Here is a 15264-nt window from a genome sequence, read left to right as displayed (position 1 = left end):
GATAGATCACATAGTTGCTAGTGATTCGCAACTTAGTGACATTTAAGCTTCTGCCATAATTTCGTTGCATTAGAAAGGATTGAGAAATCGCCAAATACGAATCTATGCTAAGCATAGCAGTAAGCTGCACTTTACTTTTGGAGCCTTTTCGACGTTAATTTTATCCGATTTGGATATATAAATCTGTCTGCAATTAAGCTCCCGATGTCCTTCCAGCTCAATATCCAAGCGTTTATCGTTCTTCTTCCTATTACCGCACGTTCTTCACATAGCGATCGAACCAGGCGATCGCCCGCGTCCGCACGTCGCTCGCCTGGTCGGGCGCGGTGACGCAATGGCCGGCGTCGGGGTAGATCACCAGGCTGACCGGCACGCCGCGATCCTTGAGCGCATGCCACCATTCGATCGACTGGGTCGGCGGCACCTCGATGTCGCGTTCGCCGACGTAGATGAAGGTCGGCGTCTTCGCCGTCTTGGCGTGATAGACCGCCGACACGTCCTCATAGGCCTTGATGTCGTCGTACATCGTCTTGCCGAAGAACGGCAGCAGCCACTGGTCGATGCCGTTGGTGCCGTAATAGCTCACCCAGTTGGACAGGCCGGCGCCGGCGACGATCGCCTTGAAGCGGTTGGTCTGCGTATTGGTCCACATCGCCATGAAGCCGCCGTAGCTGCAGCCGCCGAGGCCGAGGCGGTTGTCGTCGATCGGCGCGACGCGCTCGACCGCATCGATCCCGGCGAGGATGTCGCGCAGGTCGCCGCCGCCGAAGTCGCGCTTGTTCGCGGCGGTGAACGCCTCGCCCTGGCCGTAGCTGCCGCGCGGATTGGGCAGGAAGACATAATAGCCCGCCTTGAGCAGCGCGCCGTTCATCGATCCCGCCGAGACATAGCCGGGCATCGACGCCGCCGAGGGGCCGCCGTGCACCATCGTGATCATCGGCGCCTTGCCGCCCGCCGGCGCCTCGCGCGGCGCGAGCAGCCAGCCCTGCACGTTGAAGCCTTCGTTGGTCCAGGCGACGCTGCGCGCGCGCGTCATCGCCGGCGCGGCGTCATTGTCGTGGGTGATCTGGCGCACGCCCGCGGCGCCCGTCGCCGCGACCGGCCCCGCATAGATCGCCGGCGCATGCTCGTAGTCCTGCACCACCGCGGCGACGACGCGGCCGTCGGCGCTGAACACCGCGCGGCCGTCGCCCGCGCTGCTGCTCGCCGGCTTGGCGAAGCCCGGCGTCACCGCCGCGCCGGGGGTGAGCGTGCCGAACTGGACCTGATCGCCCGACAGCGTCACGGTGCGCAGGCCCGCCGCGGTCCAGTCGATCGTCGTCACCGTCGACTTGGCGCCCGCGGTAATGTTGCGCGGCGTGCCGCCGGTGATCGGTACGGTGAAGACGTCGCCGCCGATCGAGCCGAAATCGCTCATCAGCCCGCCGATGAAGGCGACGGTACGGCCATCGGGCGAGACGCGCGGCTGGTTGAGCTGCGTCGCCGGCCTGGCGATCGAGCGCACCGCGCCGGTCTGCGCGTCGATCGCGTCGAGCGACGCCACCCACCAATTGTTGTCGCCATTGCCGAGCGCGGTGGTCGCGACGAAGCCGCGACCGTCGGGCGTCCAGTCATATTCGTAGACGTAGCGGCCGGCGGGCGAGATCGGCGTCACATTCGTCGCCGGGCGGGCGATGTCGAACACCGCCAGCCGCTGCTCGTCGTTCTTCTCGCCGATCTCGCCGATCATCCGCACGCCCGCCTGCGTCGCGCCCGATTCCTTGGCGGCACCGAGCGTGACGAGCAATGCGATCCGTTTGCCGTCGGGCGAGACGCGCGGGGTCTGGGCGATGCCGGCGATCGTCGCGATCGTCCGCGTCGTCGTCGCATCGGCATAGATCAGCCGCACCGATCCGGTCTCGCGGCCGAGCAGGACGATGTCGCCGTTGGGCGCGAAGGTCAGCCCGGCATAGCTGCACGTCTTGCACGGATCGATGGTGCGGACGACATGCCCGTCGGCGACCGACCGCACCGTCACGACGCTGCGGCTGCCGTTGCTCTCGATCGCCGCGACGCGATCGCCGGCGGGGGCGATGGCGAGCGCGCCATATTGATGCAGCGCCTGCGCGGCGGCGGGTGCGGCGGTCGAGGCAAGCAGGGCGGCGGCGAGGATCAGGCGCATCGGAACTCCGGCATACGGGCAATAGCCCTGACGCTTAACGCCTCGCCACGCCGCCGCAAGCCGCCGCTAGCGGCAGCGCACGTTGTTGCGATCGACCGAGCGGCCGACCGCCGCACCCGCCGCGCCGCCCAGCAACGTGCCGAGCAGCCCGGAATTGCCCGGCGCGATGATGTTGCCGAGCACGCCGCCGGCGATGCCGCCGACGATCAGGCCGGTCGTGCCGTCGCTGCGCCGGCAATAATATTGGCCATTCTCGCCGCGATAGATGCGATCGCGCGACGACAGCCGGCGTTCGCGATAGCGCGGCCCGTCGACATAATAGCGATCGGCATAATAGCCGCCGTACGACGGATCGACGCGGTTGTAGTCATAGGCAGAATAGCCGCGGTAGCGCGTGTCGGTGCCGTAGCTCGAACAGCCGGCCAGCGTCGTTGCAGCCACCGCCGCCGCCATCATCATCGTCCGCATCGCATCCTCCCTGTTCGTGTCGATGCAAATCAAATGCCCTGTGCAACAGTTGGTTGCATCCCGGGAACGCGCCGGGCGGACCGACGGTTGGTCGGAATACGAAGGAGAGAAGCGATGAAAGACGATCTCAAATCGACCACCGAGACGCGCGACCCCAATCTGTCGACCGAGCATCAGCAGCCCGGCGACGCGCGCCGCCCGAGCGAGACGCTCGACAAGGGTCAGCCCAAGGGCGAGACGATCCCGCGCAAATCGTCGCTGCTCGGCAACGACTGACGGGGCGCACGCCGCGCCCCGCCGGGATCAGGCCGCGCCGGCTGCCTCGCTGAAGCCGCTGCCGCGATCGGCGACCAGCGTCGGCGCCGGGCCGGTGGCGGGGCGCAGCGCTTCCTTCTCGGCGTCGCTCGGCACCGCGGTGGGATCGGGACGGAAGGCGTCGACCGCGCGGCTGTCGTTGCCCGGATGGCTGTCGCCCATCAGGTCGGTGGGGACGTGTTCGGCGGCGGGGTTGCCGGCGCGTTCCTCGAAATGTTTCTCGGTCTCCGCCATGCCGACCGGCGCGGCGGCCATCGTCGCCGGACGCGGCGCGATCGGGCTGGTCGTTCTGTCGCCCGGCACCGCTCCGACGCCGCCGGTCGGCTTCGGCGGTTCGGCAGGCCGACGCGGGCGCGATCCCGGCGCGGGACCGAAGGCCGCCGTCGCCGCGGTCCATGCCGCCGCGCCGGCCGCGAAGGCGGCGAGGCCGAAGCCGAGTCTCTTGTAATCCATCATCACTGTCCCGGTTGCTGCGGTTCGTCGCCCTCCAACGGTGCGGCCCGAAGCCGGGTTCCGCTGCGCGCAGCACGTTGCGATGCGAGGATGATTTCACCCCTGCCCGCTTTGCTATAGGCGAACCGGCAATGCTTTCGCGCCTGGTCCTGACCGATTACCGCAACCATGCGGCGCTGCCGCTCGCGCCCGGTCCCGGTTTCGTCGTGCTGACCGGCGAAAATGGCGCAGGCAAGACCAACGTGCTCGAAGCCGTGTCGCTGCTCGCCCCCGGCCGCGGGCTGCGCCGGGCGGCGCTCGCCGACATGCAGCGGCAGGGCGGCGCGGGTGGCTTCGGCATCGCCGCGACGCTCGCCGCGGCGGCGGGCGATGTCGAGATCGCCACCGGCACACTGCCCGGCGCACCCGATCGCCGCCAGTTGCGCATCCAGGGCGCGACCGCGACCGCCAATACGCTCGCCGAATGGCTGACCGTGCTGTGGCTGACCCCGGCGATGGACCGGCTGTTCGTCGAGCCCGCCGGCGAGCGGCGCCGCTTCCTCGACCGGCTGACGCTCGCGCTGCGCCCCGGCCATGCGCATCACGCGGCACGCTACGAAGCGGCGATGCGCGCGCGCAACCGGCTGCTCGCCGCCGAACTGCCCGCCGATCCCGACTGGCTGACCGCGCTCGAGGCGCAGATGGCCGATCATGGCGGCGCGATCGCAGAGGCGCGTGAAGAGACGGTCGCGCTGCTCGGCGACGGGCTGGCGGCGCAGCCGGAGGGGGTGTTCGCCCGCGCCGCGCTCGCGCTGACCGGCTGGCAGCGCGATGCGGCGGAACTGCGCGACCTGCTGCGCGCCGGCCGCGCGCGCGACGCCGCCGCGGGACGCGCGCTCGCCGGACCGCATCGCGTCGACCTGCTCGTCACGCATCTCGGCAAGCAGCAGCCGGCGGCGCTCGCCTCGACCGGCGAGCAGAAGGCGCTGCTGCTCGGCATCGTCCTCGCCCATGCCGAGCTGGTCGCGCAACGCACCGGCCAGCCGCCGATCCTGCTGCTCGACGAGGTCGCCGCGCATCTCGACCCGCTGCGCCGCGCCGCGCTGTTCGAGCGGCTCGCGGCGCACGGGCAGGTGTGGATGACCGGCACCGAGCCGGCGCTGTTCGCCGCGATCGGCGACGCAGCGACGCGGGTCGAGCTGGGGTAACGGGCGGCGGTGCGCGGGCCTGCATCGACAGGCCTGATTTCCCGTCCTCCCGCCCCTCTGTCGTGATCCCGGCACAGGCCGGGATCCATCGTCACGGAACAGGCGTGAGGCGCGCCGACGCCGGCGTCATCGCAACCATGTTTCCCGGCCTGCGCCGGGATGACGAAAGGAGAGGAGGCCCGGCGCCCACCCCGCCCCATTTCGCTTTCGTTCCGCCCCCGCAATCCCTATATACTCGCTATGGCAGAACCCCAGAATGCGAACGAATACGGCGCCTCGTCGATCAAGGTGCTGAAGGGCCTCGACGCGGTCCGCAAGCGCCCCGGCATGTATATCGGTGACACCGACGACGGATCGGGCCTCCACCATATGGTGTTCGAGGTCAGCGACAATGCGATCGACGAAGCGCTGGCGGGCCATTGCGACCGGATCGACATCCAGCTCAACGCCGACGGTTCGGTCAGCGTCACCGACAACGGCCGCGGCATCCCGACCGGCATCCACCCCGAGGAAGGCGTATCCGCGGCCGAGGTCATCATGACCCAGCTCCACGCCGGCGGAAAGTTCGAGAATACCAGCGACGACAATGCCTACAAGGTGTCGGGCGGCCTCCACGGCGTCGGCGTCTCGGTGGTCAACGCATTGAGCGAATTCCTCGACCTCACCATCTGGCGCGACGGCCAGGAACATTACATGCGCTTCGCCTTCGGCGACGCCGTCGCCCCGCTCAAGGTCGTCGGCCCCGCCGCGCCCGGCCAGAAGGGCACGCGCGTCACCTTCCTGCCCAGCCCGGCGACGTTCAAGATCACCGAATTCGACTTCGAGAAGCTCGAACACCGCTATCGCGAACTGGCGTTCCTCAACTCTGGCGTGCGCCTGTTCCTCACCGATGCGCGCCACGACGAGCCCAAGACGGTCGAACTCTATTACGAGGGCGGCATCGCCGCCTTCGTCAAATGGCTCGACCGCGCCAAGACGCCGCTCTTCCCGGAGCCGATCGCGATCAACGGCCAGCGCGACGAGGTCGGCATCGACGTCGCGCTCGAATGGAATGATTCCTATTACGAGAACGTCCTCGCCTTCACCAACAACATCCCGCAGCGCGACGGCGGCACCCATCTCGCCGCGTTCCGTGCCGCGCTGACCCGCACGCTCAACAATTATGCGGAGAAGTCGGGGCTGCTCAAGAAGGAGAAGGTGACGCTCACCGGCGACGACATGCGCGAGGGCCTCACCGCGATCGTCTCGGTCAAGCTGCCCGACCCCAAGTTCAGCAGCCAGACCAAGGACAAACTGGTCAGCTCCGAAGTGCGCCAGCCGCTCGAATCGCTGATGGCGGACAAGCTCGCCGAGTGGCTGGAAGAGAATCCGGCGCACGGCAAGGCGATCGTCGGCAAGATCATCGACGCCGCCGCGGCGCGCGAGGCCGCCAAGCGTGCCCGTGAACTGACCCGCCGCAAGGGCGTGATGGACATCGCCTCGCTGCCCGGCAAGCTGGCGGACTGCCAGGAGAAGGACCCCGCCAAGTCGGAGCTGTTCCTCGTCGAGGGCGATTCGGCCGGCGGCTCGGCCAAACAGGGGCGCGACCGCCATTTCCAGGCGATCCTTCCCCTGCGCGGCAAGATCCTCAACACCGAGCGAGCACGCTTCGACCGGATGATCTCGAGCCGCGAGATCGGCACGCTGATCCAGGCGATGGGCACCGGCATCGGCCGCGACGACTTCAACGCCGACAAATTGCGCTACCACAAGATCGTCATCATGACCGACGCCGACGTCGACGGCGCGCATATCCGCACGCTGCTGCTGACCTTCTTCTACCGGCAGATGCCCGAGCTGATCACCCGCGGCCATCTCTTCATCGCGCAGCCGCCGCTCTACAAGGCGACCAAGGGCCGGTCGGAGGTCTATCTCAAGGACGATGCCGCGCTCGACGAATATCTGGTCGACGCGGGCGTCTCGACGATGCTGTTCGAAGCGCCGGGCGGCACGCGCTCGGGGGCGGACCTCAAGAGCCTGCTCGATCATGCCCGCCGCATGCGCACGCTGATGCGCTATGTGCCGCGCCGCTACGATCCGGTGATCATCGAAGTGCTGGCGCTCGCCGGTGCGCTCGACCCCGAGTTCAGCCGCGACCAGCGCGCCGCGACCGTCGCCGAGGTGACGCGCCGGCTCGAATCGGGGGACGAGGAGGCGCGCTGGACGGCGCGGCTGACCGAGGACGGCGGCATCCACTTCGAGCGGCTGTGGCGCGGCGTCACCGACCATCATATCGTCGAGGCGAGCTTCCTCGCCAGCGCCGAGGCGCGCAAGCTGCACGGCCTCGCCGCCGAACAGGCGGACAGCTTCGTCGCGGCGGGCCGGCTGATCCCGATCAAGGGCGCCGCTGCCACCGCCGAAGCCGAGCCGCTGCCCGACAACGGCGACGAGCCGGAGGAGAATGCCGGCCAGATCGGCAGCGTCACCGCGACCAAGACGCGCGGCGAAAGCCTCGTCGCGCGGCCATCGCAATTGCTCGACGCGATCCTCGCCGCCGGGCGCAAGGGGCTGGCGATCCAGCGCTACAAGGGCCTCGGCGAGATGAACGCCGAGCAATTGTGGGAAACGACGCTCGATCCGTCGAACCGGACGATGCTGCGCGTCACCTCGGACGACGTCTCGGCCGCCGACGTGATCTTCACCCAGCTGATGGGCGAAGTCGTCGAACCGCGCCGCGAGTTCATCCAGGACAATGCGCTGAACGTCGCCAATCTGGATGTGTAAAGGTTAGAGCCGGCGATAATTGAAGCGCCACACCGTCGGCTCGCCGAATCAGCGCGCGAACAGAGTTTGTGGGAAAATCCTGTCGACCGCCCCGGCGAAGGCCGGGGCCCAGTTGGGAAACTGTGGTAAGTCTCCCGTGAGCTTTACCCTGCCGGACCCCGGCCTTCGCCGGGGTGGAGCATCGGAAGGACATACGGGAAGACGTCCGCCAAAGCGCGCCCTCACAGGCGCCAACGTCTCATCGAACCGGCAGACCGTCGCGCTACCCTCAAGCCGCGCGGCGCGTCATCCCCAGCCAGTCGCGCGCCTGGCGCTGCGCCAGCGCGATCTCGCGCGCGGTCATGTCTTCGGCGACTTCGGCGCGCGCGCCGGCCGCGTCACGGAAACCGGCGACCGCGGCGAGGTTGAACCATTTATGGGCTTCGATCAGGTCGACGCCCGCGCCGGCGGTGCCGGTCTGGTAGCAGATGCCGAGGTCGTACAACGCCTCCGGCTGGCCCTGCATCGCGTCGGCGATGCGGCTGTCTAGCAGGAACTGCGCGCTTTTCGAACTAATGCCCATTGGTTGCCCCCATCGATCATGAGGGCAAATTGCGCGATTCGTCCTGAAAAATGGTTAACGGCGCAGGAACCGCACGTTTCAGCCGATCGGCTCGATCGCGACGTTATCGATCAGCCGCGTCGCGCCCATCCGCGCGGCCGCGAGCAGCCGGCGCGGGCGATCCGCCGCCGGCGATTCCGCGAGCGTCTCGGCATCGGCAAGCGCGATATAGTCGACGGCGAAGCCGGCCGCGTGGAGCGCCGCCCGCGCCTCCGCCAGCGCCGCCTCGACATCGTCGCCGCGCCCGATCGCCCGCGCCGCGACGCCGAGCGCGCGCGGCAAGGCGACGGCCTTGGCCCGCTGCGCATCGTCGAGATAGATGTTGCGCGACGACAGCGCGAGGCCATCGTCGTCGCGCTGGATCGGCACGCCGACGATCTCCACGCTCATGTCGAGATCTGCGACGATGCGGCGGATCACGGCGAGCTGCTGGAAATCCTTCTCGCCGAAATAGGCGATGTCGGCGCGCGTCTGGTTGAACAATTTGGTGACGACGGTGGCGACGCCGTCGAAATGCCCGGGCCGCGCCGCGCCGTCGAATGAGTCGCTGACCCCGCTCACCGTCACGCCGGTGGCGAAGCCCGCCGGATACATCGCCTCGACCGGCGGCAGCCAGACGCCGTCGCAGCCGTGTTCGGCGAGCAGCCGCACGTCCGCCGACTCGCGGCGCGGATAGCGGGCAAGGTCCTCGTCCGGCCCGAACTGCTTGGGATTGACGAAGATCGAGACGATCACCCTGGTCCCCGGCCGCCGCGCCGCCTCGACCAGGGCGATATGGCCGGCGTGCAGCGCGCCCATCGTCGGCACCAGCGCGATCGTCGCGCCCTCTGCGCGCCATGCGGCGACCGCCGCGCGCAGCCCGTCCAGGTCTCGGATCGTCAGCACCGTTTAATCCCTCGAACAATGAGCGCGCGGCTTCTATGAAGAGCGTCGTGACCGAGCAACCCGCCAGCATCGATAAGGAACGAACCGTGCCCGCAGGGCCACACGTCATCGTCTTCGCCAATGAGAAAGGCGGCACCGGCAAGTCGACGACTGCCGTCCATGTCGCCATCGCGCTCGCCGCCAAGGGCGCGAAGGTCGCGTGTTTCGACCTCGACCATCGCCAGCGCACCGTCGGCCGCTATCTCGACAATCGCGCCGCCACGATCAAACGCACCGGCAGCGCGCTGCCGATGCCGGTCCATGCGACGCACGACGGCGAAAGCGAGTCGGTGTTCGAGGAGACCTGGGGCCGCCTGTCCGAGGGCGCCGACTTCCTGATCGTCGACACGCCCGGTCGCGACGATTATTTCGCCCGCACCGCCGCCGCGCTGTCCAACACGTTGGTCACGCCGATGAACGACAGTTTCGTCGACTTCGACCTGATCGGCCAGGTCGATCCCGAGACGTTCAACGTCACCCGGCCGAGCTTCTATTCGGAACTGATCTGGGATGCCCGCAAGCAGCGTGCGCGCGCCGACGGCACGCAGATCGACTGGGTGGTGCTGCGCAACCGCCTGCAGCATATCGAGGCGCGCAACATGCGCCGCGTCTCCGATGCGCTCGGCCAGCTCGCCAAGCGGGTCGGCTTCCGCATCATCCCCGGCCTCGGCGAGCGCGTCATCTATCGCGAGCTGTTCCCGGCCGGGCTGACGATGATCGACTCCAAGGAGTTCGGCGCGATGGGCCTCGGCCATGTCGCCTCGCGCCAGGAGCTGCGCGAGATGATGAGCGCGCTGCAACTACCCGAGCACAGCACGCCGGTGGTCGCCGCGTGAAGTGGCTGCTCGCGATCGCGTTGATCTGGTTCGCCTGGCGCTACCTCAAGCCCGCCCCGAAGCCGGCGCGGCTGACCGAGACGCAGCGCGCCCGCCGGCTGCTCGGCCTGCGCGCCGACGCTGACGAGGGCGAGATCCGCGCCGCGCACCGCCGCCTCGTCGCCGAGGCGCATCCCGATCGCGGTGGTTCGTCGGAGGCGAGCATCGAGCTCAACGCCGCGCGCGACCTGCTGCTCGGCGCGCTGCGGCGGGGCTGATGGCGCATCGTCTGTCGCCGGCGATCCTGCGCGAATATGACGTGCGCGGTACGGTCGGCCGCAACCTCGGCACCGACGATGCGCGCGCGATCGGGCGCAGCTTCGCGACGCGCGTCCGCGCCGCGGGCGGCCGCCGCGTCGCGGTCGGCCGCGACGGCCGCCTGTCCTCGCCGGACCTCGAAGCGGCGCTGGTCACCGGGCTGACCGCGGGCGGCATCGACGTCGTGCGGATCGGCATCGGACCGACGCCGATGCTCTATTTCGCCGAGGCGACGCTCGCCGTCGATGCCGGCATCCACGTCACCGGCAGCCACAATCCGCGCGACGACAATGGCTTCAAGATGGTGCTCGGCCATCGTTCCTTCTACGGCGCCGACGTCCAGGACCTCGCGCGCATCGCCGCCGGGGGCGCGTGGAGCGAGGGCGCCGGTCAGGTGACCGAGGTCGACGTGCTCGACTCCTATGTCGCGCGGCTGCTCGCCGGGCATCGCGGCGGCGCCTATCGGATCGGCTGGGATTGCGGCAACGGCGCCGCCGGCCCGGCGGTGGCGCGGCTGACCGCCGCGCTGCCCGGCGAGCATCACCTGCTCTACACCGAGGTCGACGGCCGCTTCCCCCACCACCATCCCGATCCGACCGAGGAGCATAACCTCGCCGATCTGAAGGCGTTGGTCCGGCGCGAACGGCTCGACTTCGGTATCGCCTTCGACGGGGACGGCGACCGGATCGGCGCGGTCGACGGCGACGGCCGCGTCCTCTGGGGCGATCAGTTGCTCAGCCTGCTGATCGAGCCGGTGCTCGCCGCCTGCCCCGGCGCCGCGGTCGTCGCCGACGTCAAGACCTCGCAATTCGTCTTTGATCGCATCGCCGCGCTCGGCGGCGTGCCAATAATGGGCCCGACCGGTCACAGCCTGATGAAGGAGGCGATGATCGCGCACGACGCGCCGATCGCCGGCGAGCTTAGCGGCCATATCTTCTTCGCGCACGACTGGTACGGTTTCGACGACGCGCTCCACGCCGCGGTGCAGCTGATCGGCGCGGTGGCACGCAGCGGCCGCTCGCTCACCGCATTGCGCGCGGCGATGCCGCCGCTGGTCAACACGCCCGACCTGCGCTTTCCGGTCGATCCGGCGCGCAAGTTCGCCGCGGTCGACGCGATCCGCGACCGGCTCGTCGCCGCGGGGGTCGAGGTGGTGGCGATCGACGGCGTCCGCGTCACCACGCCGCATGGCTGGTGGTTGCTGCGCGCCTCCAACACGCAGGATGCGCTCACCGCCCGTGCCGAGGCGCACGATGCGGCGGGGCTCGCCACGCTGCTCGCGGAGATCGACGCCGCGCTCGCCGCCGAAGGGTTGGCGCGTGATTGACAGCCACCGCGCAGCCGATAGGCTCGGCACCATGGTGGGGACCTATGATGCCGAACGCGCGGTCGACAGCTTCCGCTCGAGCACCAATCGCTGGCTGTTCGGCAGCTTCACCGGCTGGCTGACCATCCTGTCCTGCGCGATCGGCGTTGGCCTGGTGGTGATCGCGGTGCGCTGGCTGCAGAATCTGGCCGCCGCCTATGAGATCACCGACCAGCGGCTGATCGTGCGCCGCGGGCTGGTAATGAAATCGATCGACGAGATCGAACTCTATCGGATCAAGGATGTGCGGGTCGACTATTCGCTGGTCAACCAGATCACCGACATCGGCACGATCACCATTACCTCGAGCGACCGGACGACCGGCAATGCGCAATTCGTGCTGCGCGACATCCCCGCCGCGCGCGAACGCCGCGAAGGCATCCGCAAACTCGTCGACCGCGCCCGCCGCCTGCGCGGCGTCCGCGAGATGGATATCGACGACGAGCGCGATTACCGCTGAATAGACTATGGCGCGAACGGTGGGGCGGAGATCAGCACCCAAGTTCCGCAAGGTAAAACTCTGGAACAGCCACCACACAGGTTAAGTCAGTATTCCCGCGCAGGCGAGACCTCTGCGAAAGTTTCGAAACCGCCCCGGCGAAGGCCGGGGCCCAGTTGGGAGGCCGTTGCAACTGATTGCAAAGCTTCATCAAACTGGACCCCGGCGTGCGCCGGGGTGGTACGTGAGCAGGTAAGGTTGCTACTTTCGCAGAGGTCTCGCGCAGGCGAGAATGCAGTGGCGACGCGGAACAGCCGTCTATGGCACGAAGAACACTGGGCTCCCGCTTTCGGGGGAGCACCGATGCTGGGCCGGCCGTTCTCTTTGAGACGGAAAGCTATCCAGCAACCCCGAATGCCCCCATCGCGACACCCCCTCCGCGCCTCCGCGTGAACTCATTTTGAGGACCGCCCGCCGAGCGATGATGATCTCACGCGAAGACGCGAGGACGCGAAGAAGGGAGTTCACGCGGAGGCGCGGAGGGGTTTCGCGGCTTCGCGCGATCACAGCGACGTCAGCCACTCGCCGTTCCGGCACCCGCCGGACGCAAGGCTGGCAAAAGTCGCGGCGAGCGCCCATTTAGCAGGTAATGCGTCCGACCCCCCAGATCATCCGCGTCATCGACCTCGAAACCACCGGCAGCGCACCGCCCGCACATGGCGTGTGCGAGATCGGCTGGCAGGATGTCGCGCTCCAGCCCGGCGGCCGGTGGGAGCTGGAGGGCGAGGGCGGGGCGATCCTCGTCAATCCGGGGCGCGCGATCCCGCCGATCACCCAGGCGATCCACCATATCCTCGACGAGGATGTCGCCGACGCCCCCTGGTGGCACGATGTCGCGCGCCGCGTGCTCGACCCCTATCCGCGCCGCCTCGCGCTCGCCGCGCATCGTGCCGATTTCGAGCAGCAATTCTGCACGCCCAACCTGACCCATGGCCAGGACTGGATCTGCACGTGGAAATGCGCGCTGCGGCTGTGGCCCGATTCGCCGAGCTTCTCCAATCAGGTGCTGCGCTACTGGCGGCGGCCGGCGGGGCTCGACCAGAGCCGCGGCCTGCCCGTCCACCGCGCCTTCCCGGACGCCTATGTCACCGCGCATCATCTGCGCGACCAGCTCAACGAGGCGAGCGTCGCGCAATTGCTCGAATGGTCGCGCGATCCGGGGCTGATCCCGCGCGTCCGCTACGGCCCGCACCGCGGCAAGGCGTGGAGCGAGCTCGACCATGAGAGCCTGATGGCCTTCCTGACCGATCGCGATCCCGATATCCGCTTCACCGCCAATGCCGAGATGGACCGGCGCAGCGGCGGGGGCGCGGTCGGCAAGCCCAGCGCGCAGGATCTGCTGCTCTAGCCTGGGTTGACGGCTTTACCGGCAGCATCGCTGGCGTAACGACATCGGCTCGCGTAAGGCTGGGCGGTGCTGAGCAAAGTCCGCAATCCATTCATCATTTCGGAAGGCCGGCTCGGCCGCGCGCTGGTCGTCTTCATGGCGCTCGGGTTTCTCGCGCTCGTCGCCGCGGGCGCCGGTGCGGGCTGGGCGTCGCGGCAGAACGAGGCGCATACCGCCGCCGTCGCGCATACCTATCAGGTCGAGTTGGCGATCAGCAACGCGCGTCGCCTCATCGAACAGGGCGAGGCGTCGCGACGCGGCTATCTGCTCACCGCCAACCCCGACTATCGCGACGCCTATCACCGCTGGTCGGCCGCCACCCCGGCGGCGCTCGCGCGCATCGCCGATCTCACCCGCGACAATCCCGACCAGGTCGCCGCCCTGAAGCTGTTGCAACGCGAGGTCAGCGCGTTGCTCGCGCAGCGCGCGCGGACGATCGGTCTGATCGACAGCGGTCATGCCGATACCGCCACCACCTTGTTCCGCACCGAGGCGAGCGTCCGCCGGCTGACGACCATCCGCGATACGTTCGAACGGATGGCAGTCACCGAACGCCGCCTGCTCGCCCAGCGCGATGCGGCGCAGCAGGCGAGCGTGCGCGCCTTCTATATCATCCTCGGCGTCGCCGCGGTGCTGCTCGCGCTCGTCGCGCTCGCCTCGCTGCTCACCATCATCGGGTACACCCGCGATCTGTCGCGGTCGCGCGACCGGCTGCGCGACTTCAATGAGCGACTCGAGGAGACGGTGCACGAACGCACCTCCGACCTCAGCCGTGCCAATGAAGAGATCCAGCGTTTCGCCTATATCGTCAGCCACGATCTGCGCTCGCCGCTGGTCAACGTGATGGGCTTCACCGCCGAGCTCGCCGCCGCGACCACCCCGCTCGCCGAGCTGGTCGACCGGGCCGAGGCGGAAGCGCCGCAGATCGTCAGCGACGAGGCGCGGCTCGCGGTGCGCGAGGATCTGCCCGAGGCGATCGGCTTCATCCGCACTTCGACGCAGAAGATGGACCGGCTGATCAACGCCATCCTCAAACTGTCGCGCGAAGGCCGCCGCGTCATCACGCCTGAGCCGATCGATCCCGCCGCCATCGCCGATACCGTCGCCGGATCGATCCGCCACCTGCTCGACGACCGCGGCATCAGCTTTTCGGTACGGCGGCCGATGCCGTCGCTGGTCACCGATCGCGTCGCGATCGAACAGATCCTGTCGAACCTGATCGAGAATGCGACCAAATATCTCGAACCCGGCCGCCCCGGCGTCATCACCGTCTCCGGCGAGGCGAAGCGCGACCGCGTCATCCTGTCGGTGACCGACAACGGCCGCGGCATCGATCCGCGCGATCACCAGCGCATCTTCGACCTGTTCCGCCGCTCCGGCCGGCAGGACCAGCCCGGTGAGGGAATCGGGCTGGCGCATGTCCGGGCGCTCGCCTATCGGCTCGGCGGGACGATCGACGTCGATAGCGAACCGGGCCGCGGATCGACATTTCGCCTCAACCTTCCAAAGACATACGTCAGTCAGGACAGCGCTGCATGAATGCCCATCAATCCGTCGGCATCGTCATGATCGAGGATGACGAGGGCCACGCCCGGCTGATCGAGAAGAACATCCGTCGTGCCGGCATCCTCAACGACATCCGCCATTTCACCGACGGCACCCAGGCGCTGCACCATCTGTTCGAGGCGGAGGACGGCCCCGCCAAGAACGGCCCGGCGCTGATCCTGCTCGACCTCAACCTGCCCGACATGAGCGGCACCGACATCCTCCAGCGGATCAAGGCGGAGGGCAGCCCGCTCAAGCGCACCCCCGTCGTCGTGCTCACCACCACCGACGACAAGATCGAGATCCAGCGCTGCTACGATCTCGGCTGCAACGTCTACATCACCAAGCCGGTCAATTACGAAAGCTTCGCGCAGGCGATCCGCCAGCTCGGCCTGTTCCTGTCGGTGATCCAGGTTCCCGCCTTCGAGGGTCATTGATCTGACCGACCCCGCCCTCCCCAGC

General features: G+C 68.4%; 15 protein-coding genes. 10 read left to right on the top strand and 5 right to left on the bottom strand.

Going from position 1 to position 15264, the window contains the following annotated elements; all coding sequences use genetic code 11:
- Positions 1-250: 250 nt before the first annotated feature.
- Together V8201_RS15265 and V8201_RS15260 are read right to left on the bottom strand one after the other, a co-directional pair.
- Positions 251-2161 carry a prolyl oligopeptidase family serine peptidase gene (locus V8201_RS15265; RefSeq protein WP_336545816.1) on the bottom strand — a complete coding sequence of 637 codons (1911 nt, stop codon included), beginning with the start codon at positions 2159-2161 and terminating at the stop codon, positions 251-253.
- Between the two features lie 66 nt (positions 2162-2227).
- Positions 2228-2629, bottom strand: coding sequence for a glycine zipper 2TM domain-containing protein (locus tag V8201_RS15260; RefSeq protein WP_037532509.1), 402 nt, complete (start codon positions 2627-2629; stop codon positions 2228-2230).
- Between the two features lie 114 nt (positions 2630-2743).
- Here V8201_RS15260 and V8201_RS15255 point away from each other — a divergent pair, with 114 nt between their 5' ends.
- Positions 2744-2905 (top strand): hypothetical protein, encoded by a 162-nt coding sequence (locus tag V8201_RS15255; RefSeq protein ID WP_200870360.1) that lies wholly within the window; start codon positions 2744-2746, stop codon positions 2903-2905.
- 27 nt (positions 2906-2932) lie between these two features.
- On the opposite strand, the gene V8201_RS15250 is transcribed toward V8201_RS15255, so the two are convergent.
- A complete protein-coding gene (locus tag V8201_RS15250; protein ID WP_336545815.1) occupies positions 2933-3397 on the bottom strand; it encodes a hypothetical protein in 465 nt (154 codons plus the stop codon).
- Positions 3398-3528: 131 nt separating this feature from the next.
- Here V8201_RS15250 and recF point away from each other — a divergent pair, with 131 nt between their 5' ends.
- Positions 3529-4584 carry a DNA replication/repair protein RecF gene (gene recF, locus V8201_RS15245; protein WP_336545814.1) on the top strand — a complete coding sequence of 352 codons (1056 nt, stop codon included), beginning with the start codon at positions 3529-3531 and terminating at the stop codon, positions 4582-4584.
- Between the two features lie 240 nt (positions 4585-4824).
- Positions 4825-7347, top strand: coding sequence for a DNA topoisomerase (ATP-hydrolyzing) subunit B (gene gyrB / locus V8201_RS15240; RefSeq protein ID WP_336545813.1), 2523 nt, complete (start codon positions 4825-4827; stop codon positions 7345-7347).
- Positions 7348-7615: 268 nt separating this feature from the next.
- Here gyrB and V8201_RS15235 read toward each other — a convergent pair whose 3' ends face one another.
- Both V8201_RS15235 and panC read right to left on the bottom strand, forming a co-directional pair.
- The gene (locus tag V8201_RS15235) at positions 7616-7909 is read right to left on the bottom strand and encodes an SEL1-like repeat protein (protein ID WP_271300099.1); all 294 of its coding nucleotides are present in this window, start codon (positions 7907-7909) and stop codon (positions 7616-7618) included.
- Positions 7910-7987: 78 nt separating this feature from the next.
- Positions 7988-8833: a pantoate--beta-alanine ligase gene (gene panC / locus V8201_RS15230; RefSeq protein ID WP_336545812.1), complete on the bottom strand. Its 846-nt coding sequence runs from the start codon at positions 8831-8833 to the stop codon at positions 7988-7990.
- Between the two features lie 86 nt (positions 8834-8919).
- Here panC and V8201_RS15225 point away from each other — a divergent pair, with 86 nt between their 5' ends.
- From V8201_RS15225 to V8201_RS15195, 7 genes are all read left to right on the top strand, one after another.
- Entirely contained in the window at positions 8920-9708 is a 789-nt protein-coding gene (locus tag V8201_RS15225; protein WP_037532615.1) for a division plane positioning ATPase MipZ, read from the top strand.
- Positions 9705-9965, top strand: a complete 261-nt coding sequence (locus V8201_RS15220; protein ID WP_037532523.1) for a J domain-containing protein — start codon at positions 9705-9707, stop codon at positions 9963-9965. The genes V8201_RS15225 and V8201_RS15220 overlap by 4 nt, the downstream gene beginning before the upstream one ends.
- A complete protein-coding gene (gene pgmG / locus V8201_RS15215; protein WP_336545811.1) occupies positions 9965-11332 on the top strand; it encodes a phosphoglucomutase/phosphomannomutase PgmG in 1368 nt (455 codons plus the stop codon). Before V8201_RS15220 ends, pgmG begins: the two co-directional genes overlap by 1 nt.
- Positions 11325-11831: a PH domain-containing protein gene (locus V8201_RS15210; RefSeq protein WP_336545810.1), complete on the top strand. Its 507-nt coding sequence runs from the start codon at positions 11325-11327 to the stop codon at positions 11829-11831. Before pgmG ends, V8201_RS15210 begins: the two co-directional genes overlap by 8 nt.
- 628 nt (positions 11832-12459) lie before the next feature.
- Entirely contained in the window at positions 12460-13218 is a 759-nt protein-coding gene (locus V8201_RS15205; RefSeq protein WP_336545809.1) for an exonuclease domain-containing protein, read from the top strand.
- A 135-nt stretch (positions 13219-13353) separates the two neighbouring features.
- Complete coding sequence (locus V8201_RS15200; RefSeq protein ID WP_373276490.1) at positions 13354-14796, top strand: sensor histidine kinase; 1443 nt, start codon at positions 13354-13356, stop codon at positions 14794-14796.
- Positions 14793-15239, top strand: coding sequence for a response regulator (locus tag V8201_RS15195; RefSeq protein ID WP_037532533.1), 447 nt, complete (start codon positions 14793-14795; stop codon positions 15237-15239). Before V8201_RS15200 ends, V8201_RS15195 begins: the two co-directional genes overlap by 4 nt.
- Positions 15240-15264: the final 25 nt, after the last annotated feature.

Origin of the sequence: Sphingomonas kyungheensis, from assembly GCF_037120395.1 — a bacterium.
Taxonomy (GTDB): Bacteria; Pseudomonadota; Alphaproteobacteria; order Sphingomonadales; family Sphingomonadaceae; genus Sphingomonas; species Sphingomonas kyungheensis.
Note: the sequence above shows the minus strand (reverse complement) of the source record. Positions and strands in the feature narration are given on the sequence as shown.

Coding starts and splice junctions, on each gene's coding strand:
- V8201_RS15200 (WP_373276490.1), top strand. CDS start 13,354: ATGGCGCTCGGGTTTCTCGCGCTCGTCGCCGCGGGCGCCGGTGCGGGC.
- pgmG (WP_336545811.1), top strand. CDS start 9,965: ATGGCGCATCGTCTGTCGCCGGCGATCCTGCGCGAATATGACGTGCGC.
- V8201_RS15260 (WP_037532509.1), bottom strand. CDS start 2,629: ATGCGGACGATGATGATGGCGGCGGCGGTGGCTGCAACGACGCTGGCC.
- gyrB (WP_336545813.1), top strand. CDS start 4,825: ATGGCAGAACCCCAGAATGCGAACGAATACGGCGCCTCGTCGATCAAG.
- V8201_RS15205 (WP_336545809.1), top strand. CDS start 12,460: ATGCGTCCGACCCCCCAGATCATCCGCGTCATCGACCTCGAAACCACC.
- V8201_RS15195 (WP_037532533.1), top strand. CDS start 14,793: ATGAATGCCCATCAATCCGTCGGCATCGTCATGATCGAGGATGACGAG.
- V8201_RS15255 (WP_200870360.1), top strand. CDS start 2,744: ATGAAAGACGATCTCAAATCGACCACCGAGACGCGCGACCCCAATCTG.
- V8201_RS15235 (WP_271300099.1), bottom strand. CDS start 7,909: ATGGGCATTAGTTCGAAAAGCGCGCAGTTCCTGCTAGACAGCCGCATC.
- recF (WP_336545814.1), top strand. CDS start 3,529: ATGCTTTCGCGCCTGGTCCTGACCGATTACCGCAACCATGCGGCGCTG.
- V8201_RS15265 (WP_336545816.1), bottom strand. CDS start 2,161: ATGCGCCTGATCCTCGCCGCCGCCCTGCTTGCCTCGACCGCCGCACCC.
- V8201_RS15250 (WP_336545815.1), bottom strand. CDS start 3,397: ATGGATTACAAGAGACTCGGCTTCGGCCTCGCCGCCTTCGCGGCCGGC.